The organism is Acinetobacter sp. KB005, from assembly GCF_049949095.1.
GTDB classification, from domain to species: Bacteria; Pseudomonadota; Gammaproteobacteria; order Pseudomonadales; family Moraxellaceae; genus Acinetobacter; species Acinetobacter calcoaceticus.
Window position 1 is genome coordinate 2,211,753 of record NZ_CP188191.1, and the last position, 21,430, is coordinate 2,233,182.

The following is a 21,430-nucleotide window of genomic DNA, read 5'->3' on the forward strand; positions in this document are numbered from 1 at the left end:
AAATTCTATAAAATTTAAAAACTAAAAATTGGAAATGAGGGAAAAGCGATCTAAATCACTTTTCAAATTCCTACAGGCATTTGTCCGGTTAAATATTTTTTACAGAGACGCACAGTTTCATTGGACCATTGATCGCCAAGGCTTTGAGCCATTTCTGTTTGTGCGTGAGAACCATTCCAAGCCATCATTTGAATGCGGCGTTGCATGATAAAAGTTGGGATCATTTCATATTCTTCTGACTGAATATGACCTACACGTTCGTAGCCTTTTAACCAGTGATCAACCCATTGAGGCGCATTTGCATAATGTTCATTGAAGCTAATCGCAGCGGCGAGGTCATGCATAAACCAACTCATGCCGCAGTCATCAAAATCGATCACGCCAATACGTTCTTGTTGTAGTAATAGATTGGTTAAACGCAAATCGGCATGAATCAGGCCATAACGCTCCTGTGTTTTGCCAAAAGAATTTAAATCTTTCGCGATTTGTACAATGGCTTCTTCGATAACGCCGTGGTCTTGTGGTCTCAAGTGAGGTGCATTTTTCCAGTTTCCCCAGTGTCCATCTGCACCAATCATGGTTTCATGATTCCACACAATACGTTGAAAGTTTTCAGGCGCTTGCCATGTTTTGCTATGAATGTGCAACTTTGCAGTAATTTGTCCTAGTTGCTCAAATGCAGTGGGGTCAACTTCAACAGTCGGCATATCGCCATCAACCCAGTTGAAAAGGACTGCATAACGATAAATATCATTCGATAATTTCAAGGTGATTACGCGTTCACCAGATTGATCTGCAATCGCAACGGGAACTTGAATACCACTCGCATTTAAGGCATCTAACCATTCAAGCTCACTTTGTATATCTAATTTGCTGTGATAGTTCGGACGGTGAATTCGAAGTGCATATCGGGCAGATCTGGTCGAAATCTGAAACGTTGCATTTTCAGACTGACACAGTAGTTTGACCTTTCCTTGATAGTCTGATGGATATTGCTTAATTGCTTGTTCTGCCAGTATTTGTAATTGAACTTGGCTTAAAAATTCATTTTGTTCTACAGACATAACCCAACTCCTCAATTTAATTTTTAAACACGTTCTGTGTTGAGATGTCGTCGATCTTATAAAAGAAAAAATGAATCAACTTGACTTCAAGTGGTCGGGGAGATGTTTTGCTGTCAAGTTTTATGAATATCTTTTGCGCAACTATTGATGGTGTAAATTTAGTCGATAAGGCAATACGACAATGAAAGAGTCTGAATTAAGCGTAGATGTTGGCGCTCTACAACAGGACGCAGAGTATTTTGCAAAACGTCAGTTAAAAAAGGGGGCAGTAGGTTGGTTACTTTTAGTGGGGCTAGGTGTCTCTTACGTCATTTCGGGTGACTTTGCGGGTTGGAATTTTGGGCTGGCACAAGGTGGATGGGGCGGACTCTTTATTGCAACAGTCATCGTCGCGTTTATGTATCTCTGCATGAGCTTTGTGATGTCTGAGATGTCAACGATGTTACCCACTGCTGGCGGTGGCTATAGTTTTGCCCGCGTTGCATTTGGTCCTTTTGGAGGATATCTCACAGGGACTGCGATTTTAATTGAATATGCAATTGCACCTGCCGCGATTGCCGTATTTATCGGTTCATATTGCGAATCATTATTTGGAGTTGGCGGCTGGGCTGTTTATTTAATTTGTTATTTAGTTTTTATGGGCATTCATCTGAAAGGTGCAGGTGAAGCGCTTAAAATCATGTTTGGAATTACCGCGGTTGCTTGTATTGCACTTGTCGTATTTATCGTGGCGATGCTTCCACATTTTGACAGCGCACGTTTGTTTGATATTCCAGTCAGTTCTCATGCAGGTGCGAGTAGCTTTTTACCGTTTGGCTATATGGGAATATGGGCAGCAGTACCTTATGCCATCTGGTTCTTTCTTGCAGTTGAAGGGGTACCACTTGCTGCCGAAGAAGCAAAAGATCCAGTACGTTCATTGCCACGAGGTTTGATTGGTTCAATGTTGATATTGGCATCGTTTGCGCTTTTAATTTTATTTTTGGGAGCAGGCGCTGCGGGTTCAAATGCTTTAAAAAATTCAGGAGCTCCTTTGGTTGATGCGCTCATTGCGGTGTATGGTCAGCACACATGGTTGGCAAGCTTTGTTAACTTTGTCGGTCTTGCTGGACTTGTCGCAAGTTTCTTTTCAATTATTTATGCATATTCACGCCAGATTTTTGCACTGTCACGGGCGGGATATTTGCCAAAGAACTTATCACTTACCAATGAAAATAAAGCGCCATATTGGGCAATTATTATTCCGGGCATTATTGGGTTTTTACTCTCTTTAACAGGTGAAGGTGACTTACTCATTTTAATGGCAGTATTCGGTGCAACAATTTCTTATGTTTTGATGATGCTTTCCCATATCAAATTACGCGTATCTCGTCCTGAATTACCACGTCCTTATAAAACGCCTGGAGGAGTTTGGACGTCTTGTATTGCCTTGATTCTTGCCGCCGTTGCAGTAGTTGCAGGGTTAATGGTGAATCCGAAAGTTTGGTTATTAGCCGCGCTGATTTATGTCGGATTTATACTTTATTATCTCTTATATAGCCGTCACCATTTGGTTAAAGGTACTCCTGAGCAAGAGTTCGCCATGATTGATGACTGATTTTTATAGTAATAAGAATAAAGAGGTTTCGGCCTCTTTTATTTGTTCTTTTTTCTAAGCATTTCCAGATTTAAAAGTTTTTTATTTTTTAAATAGATTGTACTTTTTTATCTCATTAAATCAGTTATCTATAAAACACTCATAAATGAGCCAATTTCATTGATTTATTCAAGATCAAGTTGATTATCGTCTTTCGTAATTTTAATTTTTAACTTTTTATATTTGCGTTTATTGGGATCAATTGCAGAATTTATGACCTCATCTGAGAAAGAGGCGCATAACATTAATTTTGCGTATGCACGGTAGCCTATTAAAATTCTACGTAGCGGATAGTCTGTTCTTGAAGAATAATATTCGATTCGCGAGTTAAGCTCTTGTAGTAGGGTCTGTTCGGCCATTCGAATAGTTTTCTGTAAGTGGTTCATTGCAGCATATAGAGATTTATCTAATCAAAGAAGGGTTATTTTCACTAATATGAAATTTGGAAAATTAAAGACTGATATTGCATATTTAAATATCCTAGACATACAAATTACTTTTTTATTACCTGTAAATTTAAGCAGATACACTAAAGCCATAATACATTGATAAATGGTAGAAAAATTACGGATAACAACTCTTTTTAGAGCAACCGATCTATGTGTGTTATAGTCAATTTCGATTAATAATTGGCATTAAAATGGATATCTGTATTGGCGGCATACTTGATGGTCAAAAAAGAAAGAATGATCAAACTCATTTCAAAGTAGACAACCATTATTCTGATCATGGTTCTCAATATAATAAAGAGTATTTTCATTTAGATGGGCAACTTCATTCGTTTTGGATAAGTGAAGAACTTGACTTCTATGAAGCACAAAAAAGAGCTGAATTAATACTGAATACGAAACTTTTAGTTACCTAAATTAAAATAAATAATTTATTATCAAAGAGGGTGGATTTCTGAAGCTATCCTCTTCATTAAAATAAAATTTAAATATTTTATAGATTTAATTTTTGAAATTTATAAATACATAATTATTCATGAATCTATTCTTTTATCCTGTAATCTAAAGAAAATAATTTAGTTTGGATTGTAGGTGTCTATATGGGAGATAAATTGATTGAAAAAGATAAACTTTTAAATTATCTTGCCCAAAAAAATGCAGAGAAAGAAATAGAATGTGAATGGTTGAGGAATATCATTATTCGGTTAATTGATGAGCTTGAAGATAACCGATTACAAGCACAGCTAATTCGACAAGTAAATGAAGAACTCATTTTATTAATACAAACACATGTCGATCCAGATTTTAATTCAAAAGATTTAAGTAAATTTAAAAATTAATTGGATTTTGAGTTTTCAAGGAATCTAGTTGGAATGTTCTTTATAAGAAATTAATATGAAAGAAGCCCCAAAATGGACTTCTTTCATATTAATTAAAGTATTATCTTTTTATTTATTTTTTTCTTCATTATTTTTAATTGGTGAAGAATCTTCTGATTCAGATGGCTGGGCTGGTTTTTCAACTTTATCCTCATTTGGTTTTGGATCGGAGTCATTTTGGTTCTGAGTTGCTTTTTTTGAAAAGTCTTTAAAATCAGACATTTTAAGCTTCTTAATAAGAGTAGTGAAGTTTGATAGTATACCTTTCACTGAGTTACATTACGGTAGTTATGGGAGTGGTATGTAGAGATATGTTCCTTTATATACTTTAATATCGATATTATTTTTTAAAAAATATATTATATATTGATTTAAATAATAAAATCTAAATAAAGGATGCGAATTAATAGATATTTAAAATCTATTTTATTTATATGGTTTGCAAAAAAAATATCATATTCGCATTTGTAGCTAAAAATATAGAAACTTTATGATATTGTTTTTGTGGGTTAAATTCGTACTTGGGGTGTGAGCATAAAGTTAATAAGGCTTAAAATAATAAAAATATAGGGGTTAAAGTATTTATTCTGTGTGGTGATTAAAATATATATTGTGACAATAAACAACAGTATCACATTCAGATACACTTGCGTTGTATCTATATAAAGGTAAAGAGACTATGTTAACTAAGTGCTAGATAATCATCTGCACACCATTAAATAGGAGAGACTCTAATGTCTCAGGACCAAGTTAAAAGCGATCAAGACAAATCAAAAGAGCAACAACAGCAACAACAAGATGGTAAAGAGTTTGAACCTAAAACTCCTGAGCAAAATGACGTAGAAAAAGTCAATCAAAATGATAAAAATGAGAAAAAATCATAATATAGAAATTTATATTTTTTCTTAAAAATATTGGTTGGTAGAAAGAATAACTATTCTTTTTGCCAATTTATAAAATTAAGAGGAATATTTTAATATGTATTTTATAATAATACTTTTTATCTTATTTATTTTTGCTTATATTTTATTTAAGGTTTTTTCTACAGTTAATCTAGAGCTCCCCGAAAGCACCCTAAAAATAGCTGGGAAAATATTTACAGAGAACAAAAACTTTTTTGAACATGAAATAATTGTAATTTTATATCAAGAAGAATTGATAACTTTAGTCGGTAACCAAAATGGTGGTAGCGTGAAGGTCTTTAAAAATGCTGTAATCTGCCTCGAAAAAGAAACAAATAAAATCGCAGTATATATAGATACTTTAAGAGTCGGATATCTTAATAAAATAAACTCCTCTAGTTTTGTTAATTTTTTAAAAACAAAAGGTTTTAGTGAGCGAGATGCTTTTGAAGTTGATGCCGTTATAATGAGTGAAGAATTAAGCCAGTGGAGCGTGAAGTTAGACATACCATACGATATGGAAAAGTTTAGGTTTGATAAATATTAAAATCCAATAAATATTTGATTGATCTTTTATAAGATATATTTTGGTACATTTTTTTTAGTATTGAAAATAAAAAGAGATCATAATTATTGTAGTGATAATAAAAAGGAGAAAAGATATGGAACTTAGAGCTGTCAAAATGCATAAAATGTTTAAAGAGTTTCATGATGAAAAAGCGCTTGGCTATGTAGGGGAATATGATGAAAAACATGATCTTGTAGCTGTATATAATATTTTTAAAGAAAAAATGAAGAAAATAGACGGAACCTATCAATGGATTCTACCTTCATCGGGTGAAGTATTTTTTGTTGAAGAAGATCCACTCTATGTTCGTTAATTAATTTTCCAGTCTAAAAAATCACAAGGATATCAGCTAATGAAGTTTCTAAAAATTCTAAGTTTTAGTGCTATTTTTACTTTATCCGCACATACTTATGCGACAGTGGGTGGTGGACAAAAAATTGAAGTATTGGGTTATCAGGAAAAAGACAAGAAACTTTATGTATTAAGACATTATGAAGATGGTCGAGGACGTCTACCACAATTATATTATTATCTGTTAAATAGTAAATCACCCGATAAACTTATTGAAGTTCGATCTCTATATATCAATCCAAAAACCCATAAGATTGATTATGATCAAGATAGTAGTGGATTTAATAAGGCTATAAAAAAAATTAAAAAGAATTTAACCCCTTTGATCGTAAGTAATAGTAAGACTGTAAAAATTCAAAGATTAAAAAGTCATCAGAATCAAATATCAGCTTGGTCTGATCCTTCAGAAAAGATGACACAATATAAAACAGAATATGTTGTAAAATCGCCGTCTTTACAAAGTAAGACCCATATTGCGGTTCATTACACCAAAGCAATAAAAATTTCCCAAAATTATAGAGTGCCTAAACAAAATAAGAGGTTAGTTGTCGTTAAATATCTGGGGGTTCCAGAAGAAACTGGTTATGATGTTGAAGACCCAGTTTTACTACTACCTATGAAAAAATAAATTTAAGAGTAAATTATTTTCTTGGTTCAAATCGGCAACATACACAACATCTGTGTATATTCAGCTCAAGACTTATCTCCTCTAGGCTGTTTTATTTTATGCCTGCGTTATAAACCCTAATTTAACAATAACTCACTCATTATTTATCCTTACTTTTTAATGATCTAATTTAAAACAAATGTCATTTTGTGTGCTTGACTGCAAAAGGGTTGGACACTATCCTTTGCCTGCTGGCCACATCGCCAGTCGGTTTTGACGGACCGTATCATAGAAGCATTAAAGGTTTTACTTTTAGTGCCTAGCCCCTCGTGCCCCCTCTACGGTGGAATGATCTGACCCCATAAAGTTGGACAGTTAATTAAGCAGTTTTTAAAAACTGATTTCTATATTGTACAGGGGATAAACCTTGTAGCTTCACTTTGATTCTCTCATGATTATAATAATGAATGTACTCTTGTATAGCTTTCTCTAATTCATCAATTGATTGAAATTTTTCACCATGAAAGCATTCCGATTTTAATATTCCAAAGAAGCTTTCTATTACAGCATTATCCAAACAATTTCCCTTACGAGACATACTTTGAATTAAACCATGTTGTTTTAGTTGCTGTTGGTAATGAGCCATTTGATATTGCCATCCTTGATCGGAATGGAGAATTGGTTTTTCATGTCGTTTAAGTTTAGCCAAAGCATGAATGAGCATATCTTTTACTAACTCATAATTGAGTTTGCGTTGGATTCGGAATGTAATAATTTCCCCATTAAATAAATCGATAATCGGGGATAGGTAAAGTTTTTCACCGTTCACATTAAATTCCGTTACATCAGTTGCCCATTTCTGATTTGGTCGATTTGCTTTAAATTGCCGTTTTAAAACGTTATCAGCCACTATCCCGACACAACCACTTTTATATGAGCGATATTTTAGTGCTCTGATACGTGATTTAAGTCCCATAGTTTTCATGAGTCGATATACACATTTATGGTTAATCATTATTCCTGTACTTTTCAGAGCAAGAGTAATTCTACGATAGCCATAGCATCCCTTATGCTTATGGTATATGGACTTAATCTGCTGTTTTAACTCAGTATATTTATCATTAGTACGTACAGCTTTCATGTGGTAGAAATAAGTACTACGGGCTATCTTGGCAATACTGAGTAAGAGCTTTAATGGATAAATTTGCCTTAATTCTGAAATAATTTGAACACTGTCTGCAGTACAAATTGAATTTAAGTACGTTGCTTCAGTTTTAAGGCTTTTAGCTTTTTTAAAAAAGCGACCTCTGCGCGTAAAGCTGTAAGCTCATCAATGAGCTCTTGCTGAGACTTGTCTTTATCATCTCTTGTTGGTTTCACTGTTTTAGTTTTATCTTGCTTAGTCATATTGGTATAAGTCCGTTTAGTATTAAACCCAGCAATCCCTTCTTTATGATACAGAGCTAGCCATCTTCTTAAAATTGACGTCCCGCTCAGATTTAACCGTCTTCTTACTTCTCTTACGGGTATCTTATCAAGAAGCATTTGTATTGCATTGATTTTAAATTCTGAAGAATAATAAGTTTTTTGAATTTTAATATTAAGCCCATCAGTACCATGTGCCTTATAGTTTTCAATCCATAACCGAATGGTTTGGAGATCTACATTAAACTCTTTGGAAAGAATTTTATAGCCTTTACTACCATCTAAATAAGCCTGAATTACTTTGAGTTTTAACTCTTTTGAATGCTTTGGAACTGGCATAGGTCACACCTTATAAGTTTAAAAAGTCTAACTTATGGGGTGCAGTTCAGAACGGGAGGGGGACACCTTCGGGTGTGCTGGCTCTATGACCAGTCCGTCAACCCTCTTTCGTTCTGCCACCATAATTTTAATGTTTTGGCAGAACTCCCAATAAAAAGGAGTTGGCTTTGCACATCCATTATTTCTTGGCAACCTTTGCCAAAAGCTATAACGACACAGCTTAAAAAATAAAGCAGCTTGACGACCTTTAGGGTTTTCAGGCTTTAAGTCATTACGGCTCAAAAAAACTTGCCTCAACAATAAAACTTGAGATGTGCCAAGCACAGTCTTTATAGGCTTTGCTGTGTCTTTTTTCTCCCAAAAAAGTATCTCATTTAGAAACAACAAGAATTTTTATAACGGTAAAACTATGCCAAAGTTAGTTCTTCCAACACGTGCTATACAAGTCATCAATAAGTCGATTGATTTATTTCATCATCGCGGATTTCATGTTGTTGGAATCGACCGAATCGTGCAAGAGTCTCAAATTCCCAAAGCGACTTTTTATAATTATTTTCACTCTAAAGAGCGTTTTATTGAAATCTGTTTGATTGTGCAAAAAGAACGTTTGAAAGGAAAAGTGGTTTCAATTGCTGAGTATGACTGTAACACCAATGTGGTTGATAAGCTTAAGAAGCTCTATTTCTTACACACCGATTTAGAAGGGCTGTACTATCTATTATTTAAAGCAATTTTTGAAACGAAACTGACCTATTCAAAAGCCTATCAAGTCGCAATTAAATATAGAACTTGGCTAATCAATGAAATCTATAGTCAGCTTATAAAACTAAAAACCGATGCGACTTTTCAGGATGCAAAGCTATTTTTATATATGATTGAAGGGGCAATTATTCAGCTTTTAAGTTCGGATGGGGCAATTGATCGGGAAAGGGTGTTGGATTGTTTTTTGGCGGGGTTGAATGGACGTAAGGGAAGAATTTAAATGATAGGCCTTATGCCACCTTTAAATGATTAACTAGACTAAGTATATTCAAAAGATTAGAAAGAAATTTCTTTAGAAAATTGCATGGCTCTTGAGATAAATGATTAAGTCAAAAAACCATGCAATTTATAAATAAAGTCTTTTAAAGACCTAGAAGCTTATTTAATTCGATACCATGTTTGGTTCCGACCAATTGCAGAGATACCAATGTATCCACGTGCGATAAGTTTGCTCCCATCTGGTGACATTGTTGCACTAAAACGATATGTCTTATCAGACTGTGGATCGAGGATAGATCCTTTGTCATATTTATTTTGACCTACACTTTTTAAATTTTTGACGATGGTTAAACCAATTAAAGATTTGTTTTTGTAGGTACCTTCACACATCGTACATTTATTGGCTTCACTCGGAACGAGTATTTTTTCGATGTTAGCAGAGAGGTTACCATTTTTATCTTCGCTAAATCTTACCAGTGCTCTGGGTTCATTGGTTGCATCATCAATTGTTTTCCAAACACTGCCATGTAATTTGTCTGAAGCAAATGAATGAATCGAATAAAAGCTGAGTAAAAGTAATAATAAATATTTTTTCATATCAATAGTTTCTCTAATTAAAAACAGGTGGCTTTAATCGCCAGAATGATTCATTTTAAATTTAACTTCACAATCTTCTTTATATTGAATCAATAAGATAAATAATATGTAAAGTTATAATCTATTTCCTGTAATATTATTTTGATCGTTTCTTTTATGCAATTGCGATAATGGACATAATTATTAAATATGGCCTTAAAAGCCGATGATCAGATTATTAATAATCTTTAGAAGTAGGGCGCGTAGACTGGTATACATTGTGATCAATATTGACAAAATATGTGCTTAAAAGAAATAAAAAACATCAACTACTTTTTAAATTAGTGGGATTGCGTGTAATTCATCACAATTTATAAAAATAAGATGGAAATCATGTGTTTAGTATTGATTGACATTGCCTAATATTAAGTCTTATAACTAAACGATCCTGAAACTGTTTCTTTAGTAAGAACAGAGAAATAACAATATAAAGACGAATAGATATTAGAACGAAAATATAAGGAGAAGAAATGAAAGTCATTAAGTACGCCTTATTTTCTCTTATGGGAATGCTGATAATAAATAGTGCAGATGCTGGAAATACATCTACAGCATTGAAGGTCAGTTTAACCATTGTAGAAACGTGTGAAGTTTCTACACAAGGAAATTTAGATTTTGGTTCAGTTGTTCGCTCTCAGCCAGTTGCTGGTGCAAGAACGGATGTATCTGTCCAATGTAGTCAAAATACACCGTATCAATTAGCTGTAACTTCAGACAATAACTTTGAACTTAAATCTGCTTCAAGCACAGCATCTGTTGCATATGTACTGTATCAAGATGCTGGTCATACCCAAATTTGGGGAGGGTCGGGAAGTAAAATACGTTCAGGCGTCGCTACAGGAATGAAAGAAACTATTCCTATTCATGGGGCAATTACATCGAGTACCAATGTTCAGGCAACCAAGTATGAAGATTGGGTTCGTGTGAATGTCATATATTAATAATAGAAACACCGAAACGTCGTGCAATGCTGTCCAGACTTATATAAATCTGACAAGAGATTTATTTTCTAATACAAAGTATTGAATAAGCCTTTAACTTGAATCAGATTGTCGATCACTTATTAGCTCGGCCATCCAGTCTGAAAATACGCGTACCGCTGGTGAAAGAAAACGCTGATGCGGATACAGTAAAGTCACTGGAACAGACGATGGGCACCAGTCTTGTAACACGGGGATGAGTCTTTTTTCTTTTAAGTATTCCGTCACAAGTCTTTCAGCAAGTTGAGCGAGGCCGTATCCTTCAAGGCACATTTTTATGTAAAGCTCAGTTTCATTAACGGCGACAGTACCATTCATTTGTACAGTTTTTTTCTCTCCATTTCGTACAAAGCGCATTTCACCCGCATGTCTGTTGTTCCCTGAAAAATAATGAATAGCTCGGTGATGTGCTAAATCATCGGGAGTTTGCGGAATTCCATTTTCTTTTAAATATGCTGCCGAAGCGCATGTTACCCAGCGGAATTCACCAAGTGGGCGGGCAACCAACGTGGAGTTTTCTAAATTTCCCATGCGGATTACACAGTCCACACCTTCCTTAATAAGGTCTACTTGTCGATCGCTGACGCCTATCATAAGGTAGATATCTGGATAACGCCGTTGAAACTCTTGTAGGTTTGGCATAATCACTGAATGAGCGATGCCCGCAGGCATATCAACTCGTAATCGACCCTGTGGCTGTTTGATGGCATTGGTCAGGTTAGATTCGGTATGTTCAATCAGGTTGAGTATTTCTCGGCACTGGGTCAGATACTCTGCTCCGTCTGGCGTCAGGCTAACGCGTCTTGTTGTTCTGTTTAACAGACGCACTTGTAAATACTTTTCAAGATTTTTAATTGTACTAGTGACTGTTGAGGCAGGTAGGGAAAGTGCCTCTGCTGCATGGATAAAGCTTTCAGCTTCTGCCACCCGAACAAAAATCTGCATTGCCTGAATACGATCCAATCTCATACCTTTGTCCCAATACTGTACTCACACTCTTAGATTATTCGCTTTCGCTGAATAATAAAAACAGTTTAACCAGCTTTTTCAGCATTATCACTTCAGATAGATTTTCAGCATACATTTGAGAAGTTGGAATAATGATGACTGATTACAACAGAAACATAGTGCAGCTGACTGAGTCTTCACCAAATAGAACGCTGATTCGCGGGGCGACGATCCTAAGCATGGATAGCGTGATTGGGAACATGGTTCGCGGAGATATTCTTATCGAGAGCGGCATGATTACTGCCGTGGGTGAAAATTTAGAAGCCGAAGGTGCAGCTATTATTGATGCATCCAATATGATCGCGATGCCAGGTATGGTCGATACTCATCGACATTCATGGGAAGGGCAACTGCGACGGATTAATCCGAATGCTGAAACGTTAGAAGACTATTGCAACGCGACGCACTATTCTTTTGCCAAATACTATCGCCCAGCAGATATGTACATCGGTAATTTGCTTACAGCGCTAGGCTGTATAGATGCGGGTATCACAACAGTGATTGATAACTCGCACAATAGTCGTAGTGCCGCTCACTCTGATGCGGCTGTTGAAGCTTTACTAGATGCTGGTATTCGTGCTGTACATGCTTCTGGTGCGCCAGTATCAGGAGACTGGGATAGAGCGAACTGGCCTAGCAATCTCGAACGCCTACAAGAAAAATATTTTAAAAACAGCGAAAACAGTTTGGTATCACTGGCTGCCATGGCTCAGCTAGAACCTGAACTATGGGCTGAGGCACGCAGATTGGGGCTGCCAATCATTACTGAATTTTTTGGTGGTGAAATGGCTGCTGCACTAGAGGGTCTGCATCAGCAAGGTCTGCTAGGACCAGATAATATCTTTAACCACTGTACCTCACTGCCAGACGCTGGATGGGAAATTTTGCGCGAGGCTGGAGTACGAGTAAACGTATGCCCACGATCAGATGCCCATTATGGCATCGAAGACGGTATGTTTGCCATGCAATCGGCTTTACGTCACGGCATTAGACCCGGTTTGAGTGTAGATAATGAAACCTCTTACAGTGGCGATATGTTTATGGAAATGCGCGTAGCGTTTTACTTACAGCGTGTAATGGGAATGCATCAGAACAAATGTTGTGGCTCAGCACATTCGCCAGTGACCCTTCAAACTCAAAACCTTCTAAAAGCTGCAACGGCTGATGGTGCTGCTTGCGCAGGTCTGCAAGAAAAAATCGGTAGCCTGACACTTGGTAAACAGGCTGACTTGATATTGATTCGAACAGACGACATTAACCTTTATCCGTCTGGCAATGCTTTTGGCACGGTAGTTCATGCAACTGAGCGCAGCAATATTGATACAGTGATGATTGGCGGACGAATCGTTAAACGTGACGGTAAAGTGTTGGGTGTGGACAGTGAGCGACTTCGTGCAGCGATTGATGAATCTCGCCAGTATCTTTTTGCCGCGGCTGGTTATGCTCCTGATATTTTTGCCGAGACATTTCTGCCTCTTGAGTAAATTGGATAGAAGGGGTGGGTCAAACACGATGAATGTTATCTATTACCTCATGGCCTTTGCCGCGGGGCTAGGGATTACTCTACAGACCACGTTGAATGGCCAACTGGCTAAAGGCATAGGCGGGGATTCTGTTGCTGCGGCGTTATTCTCGTTTACTGCTGGTGCGGTATGCCTTGGGATTTACTCTCTGGTGCGAGGTGGAATCGCTCCTTCGCTGATCGCTATTCCTGCCCAGCCATGGTGGAGTCTAATGGGCGGAGTACTAGGTTCGTGCGCACTGCTGAGTTATGTCGTCCTTGCTCCTAGAATCGGGTTATCTGCTTTGCTGGGGCTGGCAATTGCTGGACAGATTATCTCGGCATTGTTGATTGATCATTTCGGATTATTAGGGGCGACTGAACGACCAGTTTCCATGATTAAACTGGCTGGAACAGTGGTCATGTTGATAGGTCTAGGGATTACTCTTTTTGGTGACAGGTGATGAATCTTTAAACCAGTATTGTTGATATAAAGTGACTTCAAGCCATTCCAGTCATGTAGTGGCAGCACATTTAATCCATAAAAAACGAATTAACCACTGGAACATTTAACAAATCAACAGCAACCGATACTCGCCATCCTTTTCAACAGGTGCTCGATGAACACACGGTAAAACCTGTTGTGTAGGATGGTCTACCGCCAGACGCCACAAATGTCCTGTGCCTAAATTTACAGGTTGGGCATTAGATTTAGGCTGATAATGCAAATCAAAAAAATACTCTGCCAAGAAGGCTTCAAATTCAGCATCTGGGCCATCATGTAATTCTTTGAGCTTTTCTCTAATTTCTGGAATCAAAACTTTTTGTTCAACCTGATCATTGGACACAATATCGCTCGCGGCGCCGTGATAGGTACATAAAAAAGTATCGGTTTCAATGGGGGAGCGATCAACATGAAATGAATATACGTCTGTTGAAATGAAATCTAGCTCTTCATCGCGTTCATAATGTTTAAGCAAATTAAGTACAGGTGATGCACCAAATTCAGTTAACTGCTCGATATCTTCTAAAATAGTTTTTCTTGCCAGATTGCCTTGTTCTGAGAGCTGTAGTGCTAAAAGGTCTTCAATAGAAACTTCTGTAATATTTTCTTTTAAATGAAGTTTATTCACAATTTCTTTAAAATCACCAACCAAATTTCTGTGCCAACACATCGCATTTGCCTCTCCTTGAAACTTTGTATTTATAAGTTCAGGGAAGCTAGACACTTGTCTAATTTGATTGCTGTTAGAAAACGTATTCTTCATATGAGAATTAAATAAAATAATAGAGCATGTCTAATATTATAGCCTGAGCTTAGTCGAAAATATTCTAGTCCAGCTTATTAAGTAGATTTAACCTTACTTCAGAAGAACATTATTTGCCTCTGAAGTAAGGTCTTTAAAAGTCGACTAATCTATTTACCACTCATATTTCATGCCCACTCGGAAATTAGTTGGAGCACCGTAATAGCTATTTGTAGTGGCTAAATGGTATTTCTCATTAAATAAGTTATTAACATTAAAGTTGAGCATAAGATTATTGTTCACCTTATAACGTGCCATTAAGTCGACTAAAGCGTAACTTTCTTGAGTGAATCTACCCGTTGCAGAGACTGCATTTTTATCATAAATTTCGCTTTGCCAACGAATGCCGCCTCCAATGGTAAGCGCTTCATCAAGATAAGGTAGGGTATAGGTGGTGAACAGTTTAGCTGTGTTATTTGGCACACCAGTATTTAATCGGTTGTCTTGGCTATCTTTTGATAAGTTACGGCTAAAGCTTGTGGAAACTTGCCATAAATCAGTCAACTTACCTGTCGCTTCAATTTCAAAGCCGCGGCTTTTTGTGCCAGATTCCGTTCGATAGGCTTGAGAACCATCTGGGGCAAATACATTGGTTAATGCAATCGCTGTATTGTCCTCTTTAGTTTGATAAATAGCAGCGCCAACATTTAACTGATTATCAAAAAACTCACCCTTAATACCCAGCTCGGTACTATTGCCTATTAATGGGTCTATGTATTCGCCTGTAACAGCTTTCTTATCTTGTGGTGAAAAAATATTGGTGTAGCTTGCATACGCAGTCCAGTTGTCAGTGAAATCATAGGTAACACCGACATATGGAATCACCTTGCCACTTTCTTCTTGTGTTGTGTAGGTGGTCTTATTGTTAGCATCTGAATGGTTGCCAGTTACGCGTTCCCAGTCTTCAATTCGAGTGCCTAAAATAACTGCAAGATTATCGGTTGCTTTAAGACGAACAGCACCAAAAATAGATTGGCTACGGTCATCTCCGCTGTACCAACCATCTATTTTTGTTTCGGGGCGGTTAGGTGTACTGCCATCCCACGCAAAAATATTTTTTAGAGTGCCATCCCATGTCATTTTGCCGCCAACTGAGTTATTCCAGCCAGAATAGGTAGGACGTTTATTTTTACTTTTTGTGTAGGTTGTGCCGAGTACTACATCATGAGTTTGATTAAACAAATCAAATGAACCATTTAAAGTTAAATTAAATAAATCTTGAGTAGGGCGATAATCCCAACGGGTTGCATACAACATCGCCCCGCTACCTGTGGCCTTATCGATTCCTTTACTTGAGTAGGTATAGCCTACAATTTCATCCGAATCGGTAATTGTTCTAGACACCACACCTTTTAATTTCCAGCGGTCATTCAACTGGTGTTCAATATCGGCAAAGTAAGATGTAGTAGAACGGTCAGAACCCGTCCAACTTGCTGCTGCTGAATCTGAGCGAGACCAGTCGATTAATGTCCCATCGGTATAAAAGCTAGGTAAGCCACCTCTAGCAACGCCAGTCATGTCAATTTGTTGATAGCTAGCACCTAAACTACCTTTGGTTCGGTCGGTTAAATCAGCTTCTACTACGGCATAAGCCACTTTACGTTCTTCGTTGTAGCGGTCGATATAGGAGTCTGATTTTTGGTAGGCAAAAAGAGTACGACCACGAATACTTCCTGATTCATTAAGTGGTGTGGAAACATCAATATCGGTACGGTAAGAATCCCAAGAACCAATATCAGCACTCACCGAAGCTTTAAAGTCCTGTAATGGTTTTTTGCGGACTAGATTAATACTTGCGCTTGCACTTCCAGCGCCTGTCATTAACCCATTTGCACCTCGCACAACCTCTACACGGTCAAATAAAGCCATGTCCTGACTTTGGAAAATACTTGAATATGAACTCATGAGCTTCACGCCATCGAGTAAATAACTATCCACTTCTTTACCGCGAGCGTAAATAGGGGAATTATCACTACCAATATTTCCGCCTTGTTTAATTGAGAGGCCTGCTGCCTGACTTACAACATCGGTTAGTTGTGTCAGGTTCTGATCTTTCATTTGTTGATTGGTGATTACACTGACCAGTTGAGGCGTTTCTTTCAAACTTAAAGCTAGGCCAGTAGAAGCAGTGGTGGCTTTTGCAGTATATAGACCAGAACCTTCGGTTGTTAGGTTTTCGCCATGATCAGCATTAACATGAATCGTTGCTAAATGGGCTGTACCTGCTTCACCACCCGCCGTATCAAATTCATTATTGTTATTTGCTTTGGTTTTAATCGTTTCCAACTGAAAGACTTTGGGTTCAAGCGGAGCGGGAGAAGACTTCACTCGGATGCTATAGCCGCCATTGTTGACTTTAACGGCTTCAAATGGGTGACTTTGCAATAAAAGGTTTAAGGCATCATCAACAGCGTAATTCCCTTTAAGCGCTTTGCTTTTTGTTTTTGAAAGGCTCGTATTATCGTAGCTAATGGTCGTACCCGTTTGAATCGCAAGTTGCTTAATGGCCTGATCAAGGGTGCTTTGATTAATTGAAATACGATAAGTTTGCGCAGCGTAAGCAGAAGTTGTGGTAAGCGCCGTGACCACCAATGGCGTACTCCACAGCACTGCACGTATAGCCAAAGCCAGTTTACTTTTTGCTTGATAATCCTTCATGTGGTCTTCTCGACAGAGAGTGTATTTCTCTATAAGTCGAACCAGATCAAAAAAAGGGTCACATTTTTTTATCTTTTTTTAATATTTAACAGATAAGGACTGTAATAGGTCAGTTCAAGTTGATGGCTATAGGCCAAAGTTTCTAAGCTTTGCTCTGGATTTTTTAGAGAAAACACGCCAGAAATCTTAATATCTTTCAATTCCGGATCAATGCTATAGGTTCCCTTTTTATAGCGGAATAATTCATCCAATACTTTTTGGAGTGGCCATTGATCTACGACTAAAAGTTGTTGCGTCCAGTAAGGCTGATCATTATCGAGTGGAAGTGATTTTGAAATATATTTTTCATCAAAAAAAGCACGCTGACCTTGTTTTAATATCTGCCGTTTAGATGAGTTCTCTGGCTCAATGGCTACTGCATGTTTATAAACTTTGACTTTTGTTTGTTCGCTATTTTCTTGTCTCACTGAAAATTGAGTACCTAAAGCTTCTACCGAACCATTCTTTGTTTCGACAATAAATGGTCGATGCTGAGCATCTTTTGCTGTTTCAATATAAATTTCGCCATCTATTAATTTTATTTGTCGTGTTTCTTGTGTGAAATTTATATCGATATAGCAATTACTTGCCATAATGAGTTGAGAACCATCTTTTAACGATACTTTTTTAATCTCACCCACTTTGGTGTGATAGTCGGACTGCCATTTTTCCCAAGGGATGAAATATACCGATAAGCTAACGACGACTAAACCCGAAAGACTTAACAGCATATTGCGTTTAGCAGCGAGGTTAAATTTTTGATTGGCCTGGACTAACGCTTCGGAAGGGAAGTTACCTGCAAGGTTTGTTAAACCATGGCTAAATTTTTCCATTTGCAGGAGTGCTAATTGATGTTCTTTTTTTTCAGCTTTCCATTGCTCAAACTGTTGCTGCTGTAACGCTGTCATTTCCCCTGAATGCAAAATTACCAACCAATCTGCGGCTGCATCTAAAACATGGTGAGGGATTTTCGTAATATCTGACATAGAGTAGCAATTTAAGCGCGTTTAACGGGTTTAATTATAGAGGTCTATACATGCTAAAAAAGCTTGTTTCATATCTCTTTTTACAGTGGCCTCAGAAATATTGATTTTTTCACTAATTTCTCGGTAAGTCATGCCGTCTAGTTGAGACATCAAAAACACTTGAGCTGTTCGGGTAGGGAGTTTTTCTAAAATTAAATGAACCTGATACAAGGTTTCTTGAATATAAACTTCATGTTCGGCAGAGGGGTAATATTCTTCTGGAAGATGTTGTAGGGCATCGAGATAGAGATTTTCAATATGTTGACGACGCCAATGGTCAATAATGACATGCTTGGCGATCCCCATTAGCCATGCTTGCGGCTCTTTAATTTGTTTAAAACTATATTCACTTTTTAAAGCACGATAAAACACTTCCTGACTCAGGTCTTCAGATTGATGATGATGCTGAAGTTTATGTTTAAACCATGACAAGAGCGTGGTTTGCTGAGAACGGTAAATTTGGCTAAACCATACTTGTTTATCTACATTCAGGTTCATAGCAGAGGAGCCCACAAATTGGTAATGAGTAGCACAATTAAACAAACATTTAAGATATTCTTAAATAGTAATGATAATTATTATTAATATCAATCATTGAAACGATATATTCTAAAAATGGTAATGTTCTAATTTTTCACTATTTAAAGCCTGTACCTTGGGCGCTGAGGGATGTATCGTTAGGGAATAATACTTTAAAATTATAGGGTGATTGAAAAAGCAATATCATTCAATTAAACAACCGGGCTGTACCACCACAATTAAAACAACACCGATCTCAAGAAGAATCATATAAAGAACAAGGGAATAAAACATGAAGTTTTATTGGTGAATATTGAAAAGGAAAATCAATGATCAAGATGGGGGTCTATGAAGAAATATTTTACGGTTGATTTATTTATGATAGCTTCGTCTTACTTTAAAAAACGTCAGAAAAATTACCGCGCCGTAAAGGATCAGCAGCTTACAATCGCAGCAAAAGCGAATATCTTTATTTGCATTATTTTTTGTTTATTTTGGACCATATATTTTGCATTTGCTCAAATGTGGTTGATTGTTGGTATGGACATCTTTTTTACACTGATCTCCATATTTAGCCTTTTTCTCATTTATATCAACCGTGTTTCAGCGGGCATTCTTTTATCTCAAGTCGTTTTGCTTGTTTTTCCAGTCATTTTTTGCTTATTTTTTGATGTAGCTACAAGTGACCGCCCGCAGGTGGCTCAATTGTTTTTACCTGCTGGGGCGATATTGGGGTATTTAAATTACCGTAGAAATCCAAGCTTTTTACAAATCGTTTTAATTCTATTGTCGATTGGGTGCTTTATATTTTTTAGTGGTAGCTCTTTTAATCTTGAGAGCGCTATACCTTTGCCCGAAGATATTCGTAACCATGGTGGTTGGATTGCAACTTGTGTCGCTACCCTCATGATTTGTATTTCAATTTACACCATGCAATTAGAGATACAGACAGAAAACACCATGGTGCAAGACTTACGCTTAGCACTGGCTAAAGAACAATTTGAGCTTTTTTATCAACCGCAAATCAATGCTTCTGAAACACTAATTGGCGCAGAAGCTTTATTACGATGGCAACATCCTGTTTTAGGTTATGTTCCTACAAAAGATTTTATTCCCGCGGCTGAAACTTTTGGATTAATGCCAGAGATTGGGGAGTGGGTATTGGCTCAGGCCTGCAAAGTTTTAAAAGATTGGAGTAAAAAAGACGAGACCAAAGATCTTACGCTTTCAATCAATATTAGTGCTGATCACTTCATGCAACCAAACTTTGAGCAGAGTGTGATCGGGCTGATTCAGCAGTATGAGATAAATCCATCTCGACTCATATTAGAAATCACTGAAAATATTGCTTTAACGAATTGTGTCAGCATGATTGAAAAAATGCATATCTTATCTAAACAAGGAATTCAGCTTTCTCTTGATGATTTTGGTACAGGATATTCATCTTTAAGCTATTTACAAAAGATGCCGATTAGGCAAATCAAGATTGATCGTAGCTTTGTACAAGCAGCTTTGGATGATAAACGTAGTAATAAATTAGTCACTGGCATTATTAAAATTGGACTAGATTTGAATCTGCAAGTGTTAGTAGAGGGAATTGAAACTGCTGAACAGTTTAGCGCTTTTAAAAACAATGGATGTACTGAGTTTCAAGGTTATTTATGGGGGTGCCCGATGCCTTTAAAAGATTTTCTTGAACAAGTACCACATCTGAATAGTTCTGATTAGTTTTTGATTTAATTGGATTTTCTTCTTATTTTTTTATGAGTTTTTAAAATAAAAAAAGAGAGCTCAAGCTCTCTTTTTTCTTAATTGACTTATATTAGTTTATTTCGTTTAGCTCAATGCTTTTTAAATTAGCTGATAATTTAAGGATCTTACTTTTTATCCAAAGAGATAGTTCCAGGACCAGTGAACGCTAATAAAATGAATCCCCCAATAATGCTTATATTTTTGTAAAAATTAATCATATTAGGATGAACGGCATCACCTGTCATATTCCAATAAGCATGGCCGATGATTGCAGTTCCTAATGTGTATAAAGCAAAAATTAAAGCAACTGGACGGGTAAAGAAGCCAAGCACAATAAGAAGAGATCCGCCTACTTCCATTGCTACAGCAATAGCGGCTGCAACAACAGGAAGAGGGGTATGTAATGATTGCATGTAACCCACAGTGCCCTCAAACCCCATCAATTTTGGTATACCTGAGATGAGAAAAAGAGCAACTAGCAGTATGCGTGCAAGTAATAATAAAATTGATCTGGCACTTTTTAGCTCAAAATATTGTAAGTTATTCATATGAAATACACCTTATATGTATATTGTTGATAGTGTGATAGAGAGCACCTTTAATCATTTTTGATAGTTCTAATTAGAGTGGTTGTACTCTTATAATTCTATATCGATAGCCGAATCAGCCCATACCAAACATGGTGTTCCTGAGTATGAGTATAGTATCACCAAGAATGTTTCACAATTGCACCCTCTGAATCTAGATATTCTTGTCTTTAAAGAATTTCCTTATCCATTTGCTTATGGGCAGTTCCGACCTATAA

General features: G+C 36.9%; 23 protein-coding genes and 1 pseudogene. 12 read left to right on the forward strand and 12 right to left on the reverse strand.

The features are described 5' to 3' along the window. Window positions 1–62: 62 nt before the first annotated feature. Complete coding sequence (locus ACPF64_RS10615) at window positions 63–1,064, reverse strand: phosphotransferase enzyme family protein (protein ID WP_426453144.1); 1,002 nt, start codon at window positions 1,062–1,064, stop codon at window positions 63–65. A 181-nt stretch (window positions 1,065–1,245) separates the two neighbouring features. Here ACPF64_RS10615 and eat point away from each other — a divergent pair, with 181 nt between their 5' ends. After that, on the forward strand, window positions 1,246–2,661 hold the full coding sequence (eat, locus tag ACPF64_RS10620; protein ID WP_426453146.1) for an ethanolamine permease: 1,416 nt from the start codon (window positions 1,246–1,248) through the stop codon (window positions 2,659–2,661). 164 nt (window positions 2,662–2,825) lie between these two features. On the opposite strand, the gene ACPF64_RS10625 is transcribed toward eat, so the two are convergent. Then, window positions 2,826–3,059 carry a hypothetical protein gene (locus ACPF64_RS10625; RefSeq protein WP_003650898.1) on the reverse strand — a complete coding sequence of 78 codons (234 nt, stop codon included), beginning with the start codon at window positions 3,057–3,059 and terminating at the stop codon, window positions 2,826–2,828. Window positions 3,060–3,340: 281 nt separating this feature from the next. Between ACPF64_RS10625 and ACPF64_RS10630 the strand changes: the two genes are divergently transcribed. Next, window positions 3,341–3,565, forward strand: a complete 225-nt coding sequence (locus ACPF64_RS10630; protein ID WP_056478911.1) for a hypothetical protein — start codon at window positions 3,341–3,343, stop codon at window positions 3,563–3,565. Between the two features lie 183 nt (window positions 3,566–3,748). Next, the gene (locus ACPF64_RS10635; RefSeq protein ID WP_003650908.1) at window positions 3,749–3,988 is read left to right on the forward strand and encodes a hypothetical protein; all 240 of its coding nucleotides are present in this window, start codon (window positions 3,749–3,751) and stop codon (window positions 3,986–3,988) included. A gap of 108 nt (window positions 3,989–4,096) precedes the next feature. On the opposite strand, the gene ACPF64_RS10640 is transcribed toward ACPF64_RS10635, so the two are convergent. Beyond that, window positions 4,097–4,249 carry a hypothetical protein gene (locus ACPF64_RS10640; protein WP_003650910.1) on the reverse strand — a complete coding sequence of 51 codons (153 nt, stop codon included), beginning with the start codon at window positions 4,247–4,249 and terminating at the stop codon, window positions 4,097–4,099. A gap of 512 nt (window positions 4,250–4,761) precedes the next feature. Between ACPF64_RS10640 and ACPF64_RS10645 the strand changes: the two genes are divergently transcribed. From ACPF64_RS10645 to ACPF64_RS10660, 4 genes are all read left to right on the forward strand, one after another. Further along, window positions 4,762–4,911: a hypothetical protein gene (locus tag ACPF64_RS10645; RefSeq protein ID WP_005041751.1), complete on the forward strand. Its 150-nt coding sequence runs from the start codon at window positions 4,762–4,764 to the stop codon at window positions 4,909–4,911. A gap of 94 nt (window positions 4,912–5,005) precedes the next feature. Continuing rightward, complete coding sequence (locus ACPF64_RS10650; RefSeq protein ID WP_416657466.1) at window positions 5,006–5,476, forward strand: hypothetical protein; 471 nt, start codon at window positions 5,006–5,008, stop codon at window positions 5,474–5,476. A 145-nt stretch (window positions 5,477–5,621) separates the two neighbouring features. Next, the gene (locus ACPF64_RS10655) at window positions 5,622–5,810 is read left to right on the forward strand and encodes a hypothetical protein (RefSeq protein WP_311084336.1); all 189 of its coding nucleotides are present in this window, start codon (window positions 5,622–5,624) and stop codon (window positions 5,808–5,810) included. 39 nt (window positions 5,811–5,849) lie between these two features. Then, entirely contained in the window at window positions 5,850–6,476 is a 627-nt protein-coding gene (locus ACPF64_RS10660) for a hypothetical protein (RefSeq protein ID WP_005047927.1), read from the forward strand. A 358-nt stretch (window positions 6,477–6,834) separates the two neighbouring features. Here ACPF64_RS10660 and ACPF64_RS10665 read toward each other — a convergent pair whose 3' ends face one another. Together ACPF64_RS10665 and ACPF64_RS10670 are read right to left on the reverse strand one after the other, a co-directional pair. Beyond that, window positions 6,835–7,704: an IS3 family transposase gene (locus tag ACPF64_RS10665; protein WP_426456114.1), complete on the reverse strand. Its 870-nt coding sequence runs from the start codon at window positions 7,702–7,704 to the stop codon at window positions 6,835–6,837. A gap of 5 nt (window positions 7,705–7,709) precedes the next feature. Further along, a complete protein-coding gene (locus ACPF64_RS10670; protein ID WP_270902241.1) occupies window positions 7,710–8,219 on the reverse strand; it encodes a helix-turn-helix domain-containing protein in 510 nt (169 codons plus the stop codon). Window positions 8,220–8,628: 409 nt separating this feature from the next. Here ACPF64_RS10670 and ACPF64_RS10675 point away from each other — a divergent pair, with 409 nt between their 5' ends. Further along, on the forward strand, window positions 8,629–9,201 hold the full coding sequence (locus ACPF64_RS10675; protein WP_426453151.1) for a TetR/AcrR family transcriptional regulator: 573 nt from the start codon (window positions 8,629–8,631) through the stop codon (window positions 9,199–9,201). A 158-nt stretch (window positions 9,202–9,359) separates the two neighbouring features. On the opposite strand, the gene ACPF64_RS10680 is transcribed toward ACPF64_RS10675, so the two are convergent. Next, window positions 9,360–9,797 carry a DUF2147 domain-containing protein gene (locus tag ACPF64_RS10680; protein ID WP_005041742.1) on the reverse strand — a complete coding sequence of 146 codons (438 nt, stop codon included), beginning with the start codon at window positions 9,795–9,797 and terminating at the stop codon, window positions 9,360–9,362. Between the two features lie 509 nt (window positions 9,798–10,306). Between ACPF64_RS10680 and ACPF64_RS10685 the strand changes: the two genes are divergently transcribed. Next, complete coding sequence (locus ACPF64_RS10685; protein ID WP_426453153.1) at window positions 10,307–10,777, forward strand: Csu type fimbrial protein; 471 nt, start codon at window positions 10,307–10,309, stop codon at window positions 10,775–10,777. Window positions 10,778–10,870: 93 nt separating this feature from the next. On the opposite strand, the gene ACPF64_RS10690 is transcribed toward ACPF64_RS10685, so the two are convergent. After that, complete coding sequence (locus ACPF64_RS10690) at window positions 10,871–11,785, reverse strand: LysR family transcriptional regulator (RefSeq protein WP_426453155.1); 915 nt, start codon at window positions 11,783–11,785, stop codon at window positions 10,871–10,873. 134 nt (window positions 11,786–11,919) lie between these two features. Between ACPF64_RS10690 and ACPF64_RS10695 the strand changes: the two genes are divergently transcribed. Next, on the forward strand, window positions 11,920–13,308 hold the full coding sequence (locus tag ACPF64_RS10695; protein WP_426456134.1) for an amidohydrolase family protein: 1,389 nt from the start codon (window positions 11,920–11,922) through the stop codon (window positions 13,306–13,308). Window positions 13,309–13,336: 28 nt separating this feature from the next. Beyond that, complete coding sequence (locus ACPF64_RS10700; protein ID WP_005041737.1) at window positions 13,337–13,789, forward strand: DMT family transporter; 453 nt, start codon at window positions 13,337–13,339, stop codon at window positions 13,787–13,789. 105 nt (window positions 13,790–13,894) lie between these two features. On the opposite strand, the gene ACPF64_RS10705 is transcribed toward ACPF64_RS10700, so the two are convergent. The 4 genes and pseudogenes from ACPF64_RS10705 to ACPF64_RS10720 all read right to left on the reverse strand — a co-directional run bounded on the left by ACPF64_RS10705 (window position 13,895) and on the right by ACPF64_RS10720 (window position 18,852). Next, window positions 13,895–14,593: a DUF1826 domain-containing protein gene (locus ACPF64_RS10705; RefSeq protein ID WP_426453157.1), complete on the reverse strand. Its 699-nt coding sequence runs from the start codon at window positions 14,591–14,593 to the stop codon at window positions 13,895–13,897. 153 nt (window positions 14,594–14,746) lie between these two features. Next, the gene (locus tag ACPF64_RS10710; protein ID WP_426453159.1) at window positions 14,747–17,290 is read right to left on the reverse strand and encodes a TonB-dependent siderophore receptor; all 2,544 of its coding nucleotides are present in this window, start codon (window positions 17,288–17,290) and stop codon (window positions 14,747–14,749) included. A gap of 58 nt (window positions 17,291–17,348) precedes the next feature. After that, window positions 17,349–18,315 (reverse strand): annotated as a pseudogene (locus ACPF64_RS10715) (FecR domain-containing protein). 30 nt (window positions 18,316–18,345) lie between these two features. Beyond that, window positions 18,346–18,852, reverse strand: a complete 507-nt coding sequence (locus ACPF64_RS10720; protein WP_004642252.1) for a sigma-70 family RNA polymerase sigma factor — start codon at window positions 18,850–18,852, stop codon at window positions 18,346–18,348. Window positions 18,853–19,221: 369 nt separating this feature from the next. Here ACPF64_RS10720 and ACPF64_RS10725 point away from each other — a divergent pair, with 369 nt between their 5' ends. Further along, window positions 19,222–20,601: an EAL domain-containing protein gene (locus ACPF64_RS10725; RefSeq protein ID WP_426453162.1), complete on the forward strand. Its 1,380-nt coding sequence runs from the start codon at window positions 19,222–19,224 to the stop codon at window positions 20,599–20,601. Between the two features lie 149 nt (window positions 20,602–20,750). On the opposite strand, the gene ACPF64_RS10730 is transcribed toward ACPF64_RS10725, so the two are convergent. Continuing rightward, window positions 20,751–21,173, reverse strand: a complete 423-nt coding sequence (locus ACPF64_RS10730) for a DoxX family protein (protein ID WP_426453164.1) — start codon at window positions 21,171–21,173, stop codon at window positions 20,751–20,753. Between the last annotated feature and the right edge of the window lie 257 nt (window positions 21,174–21,430).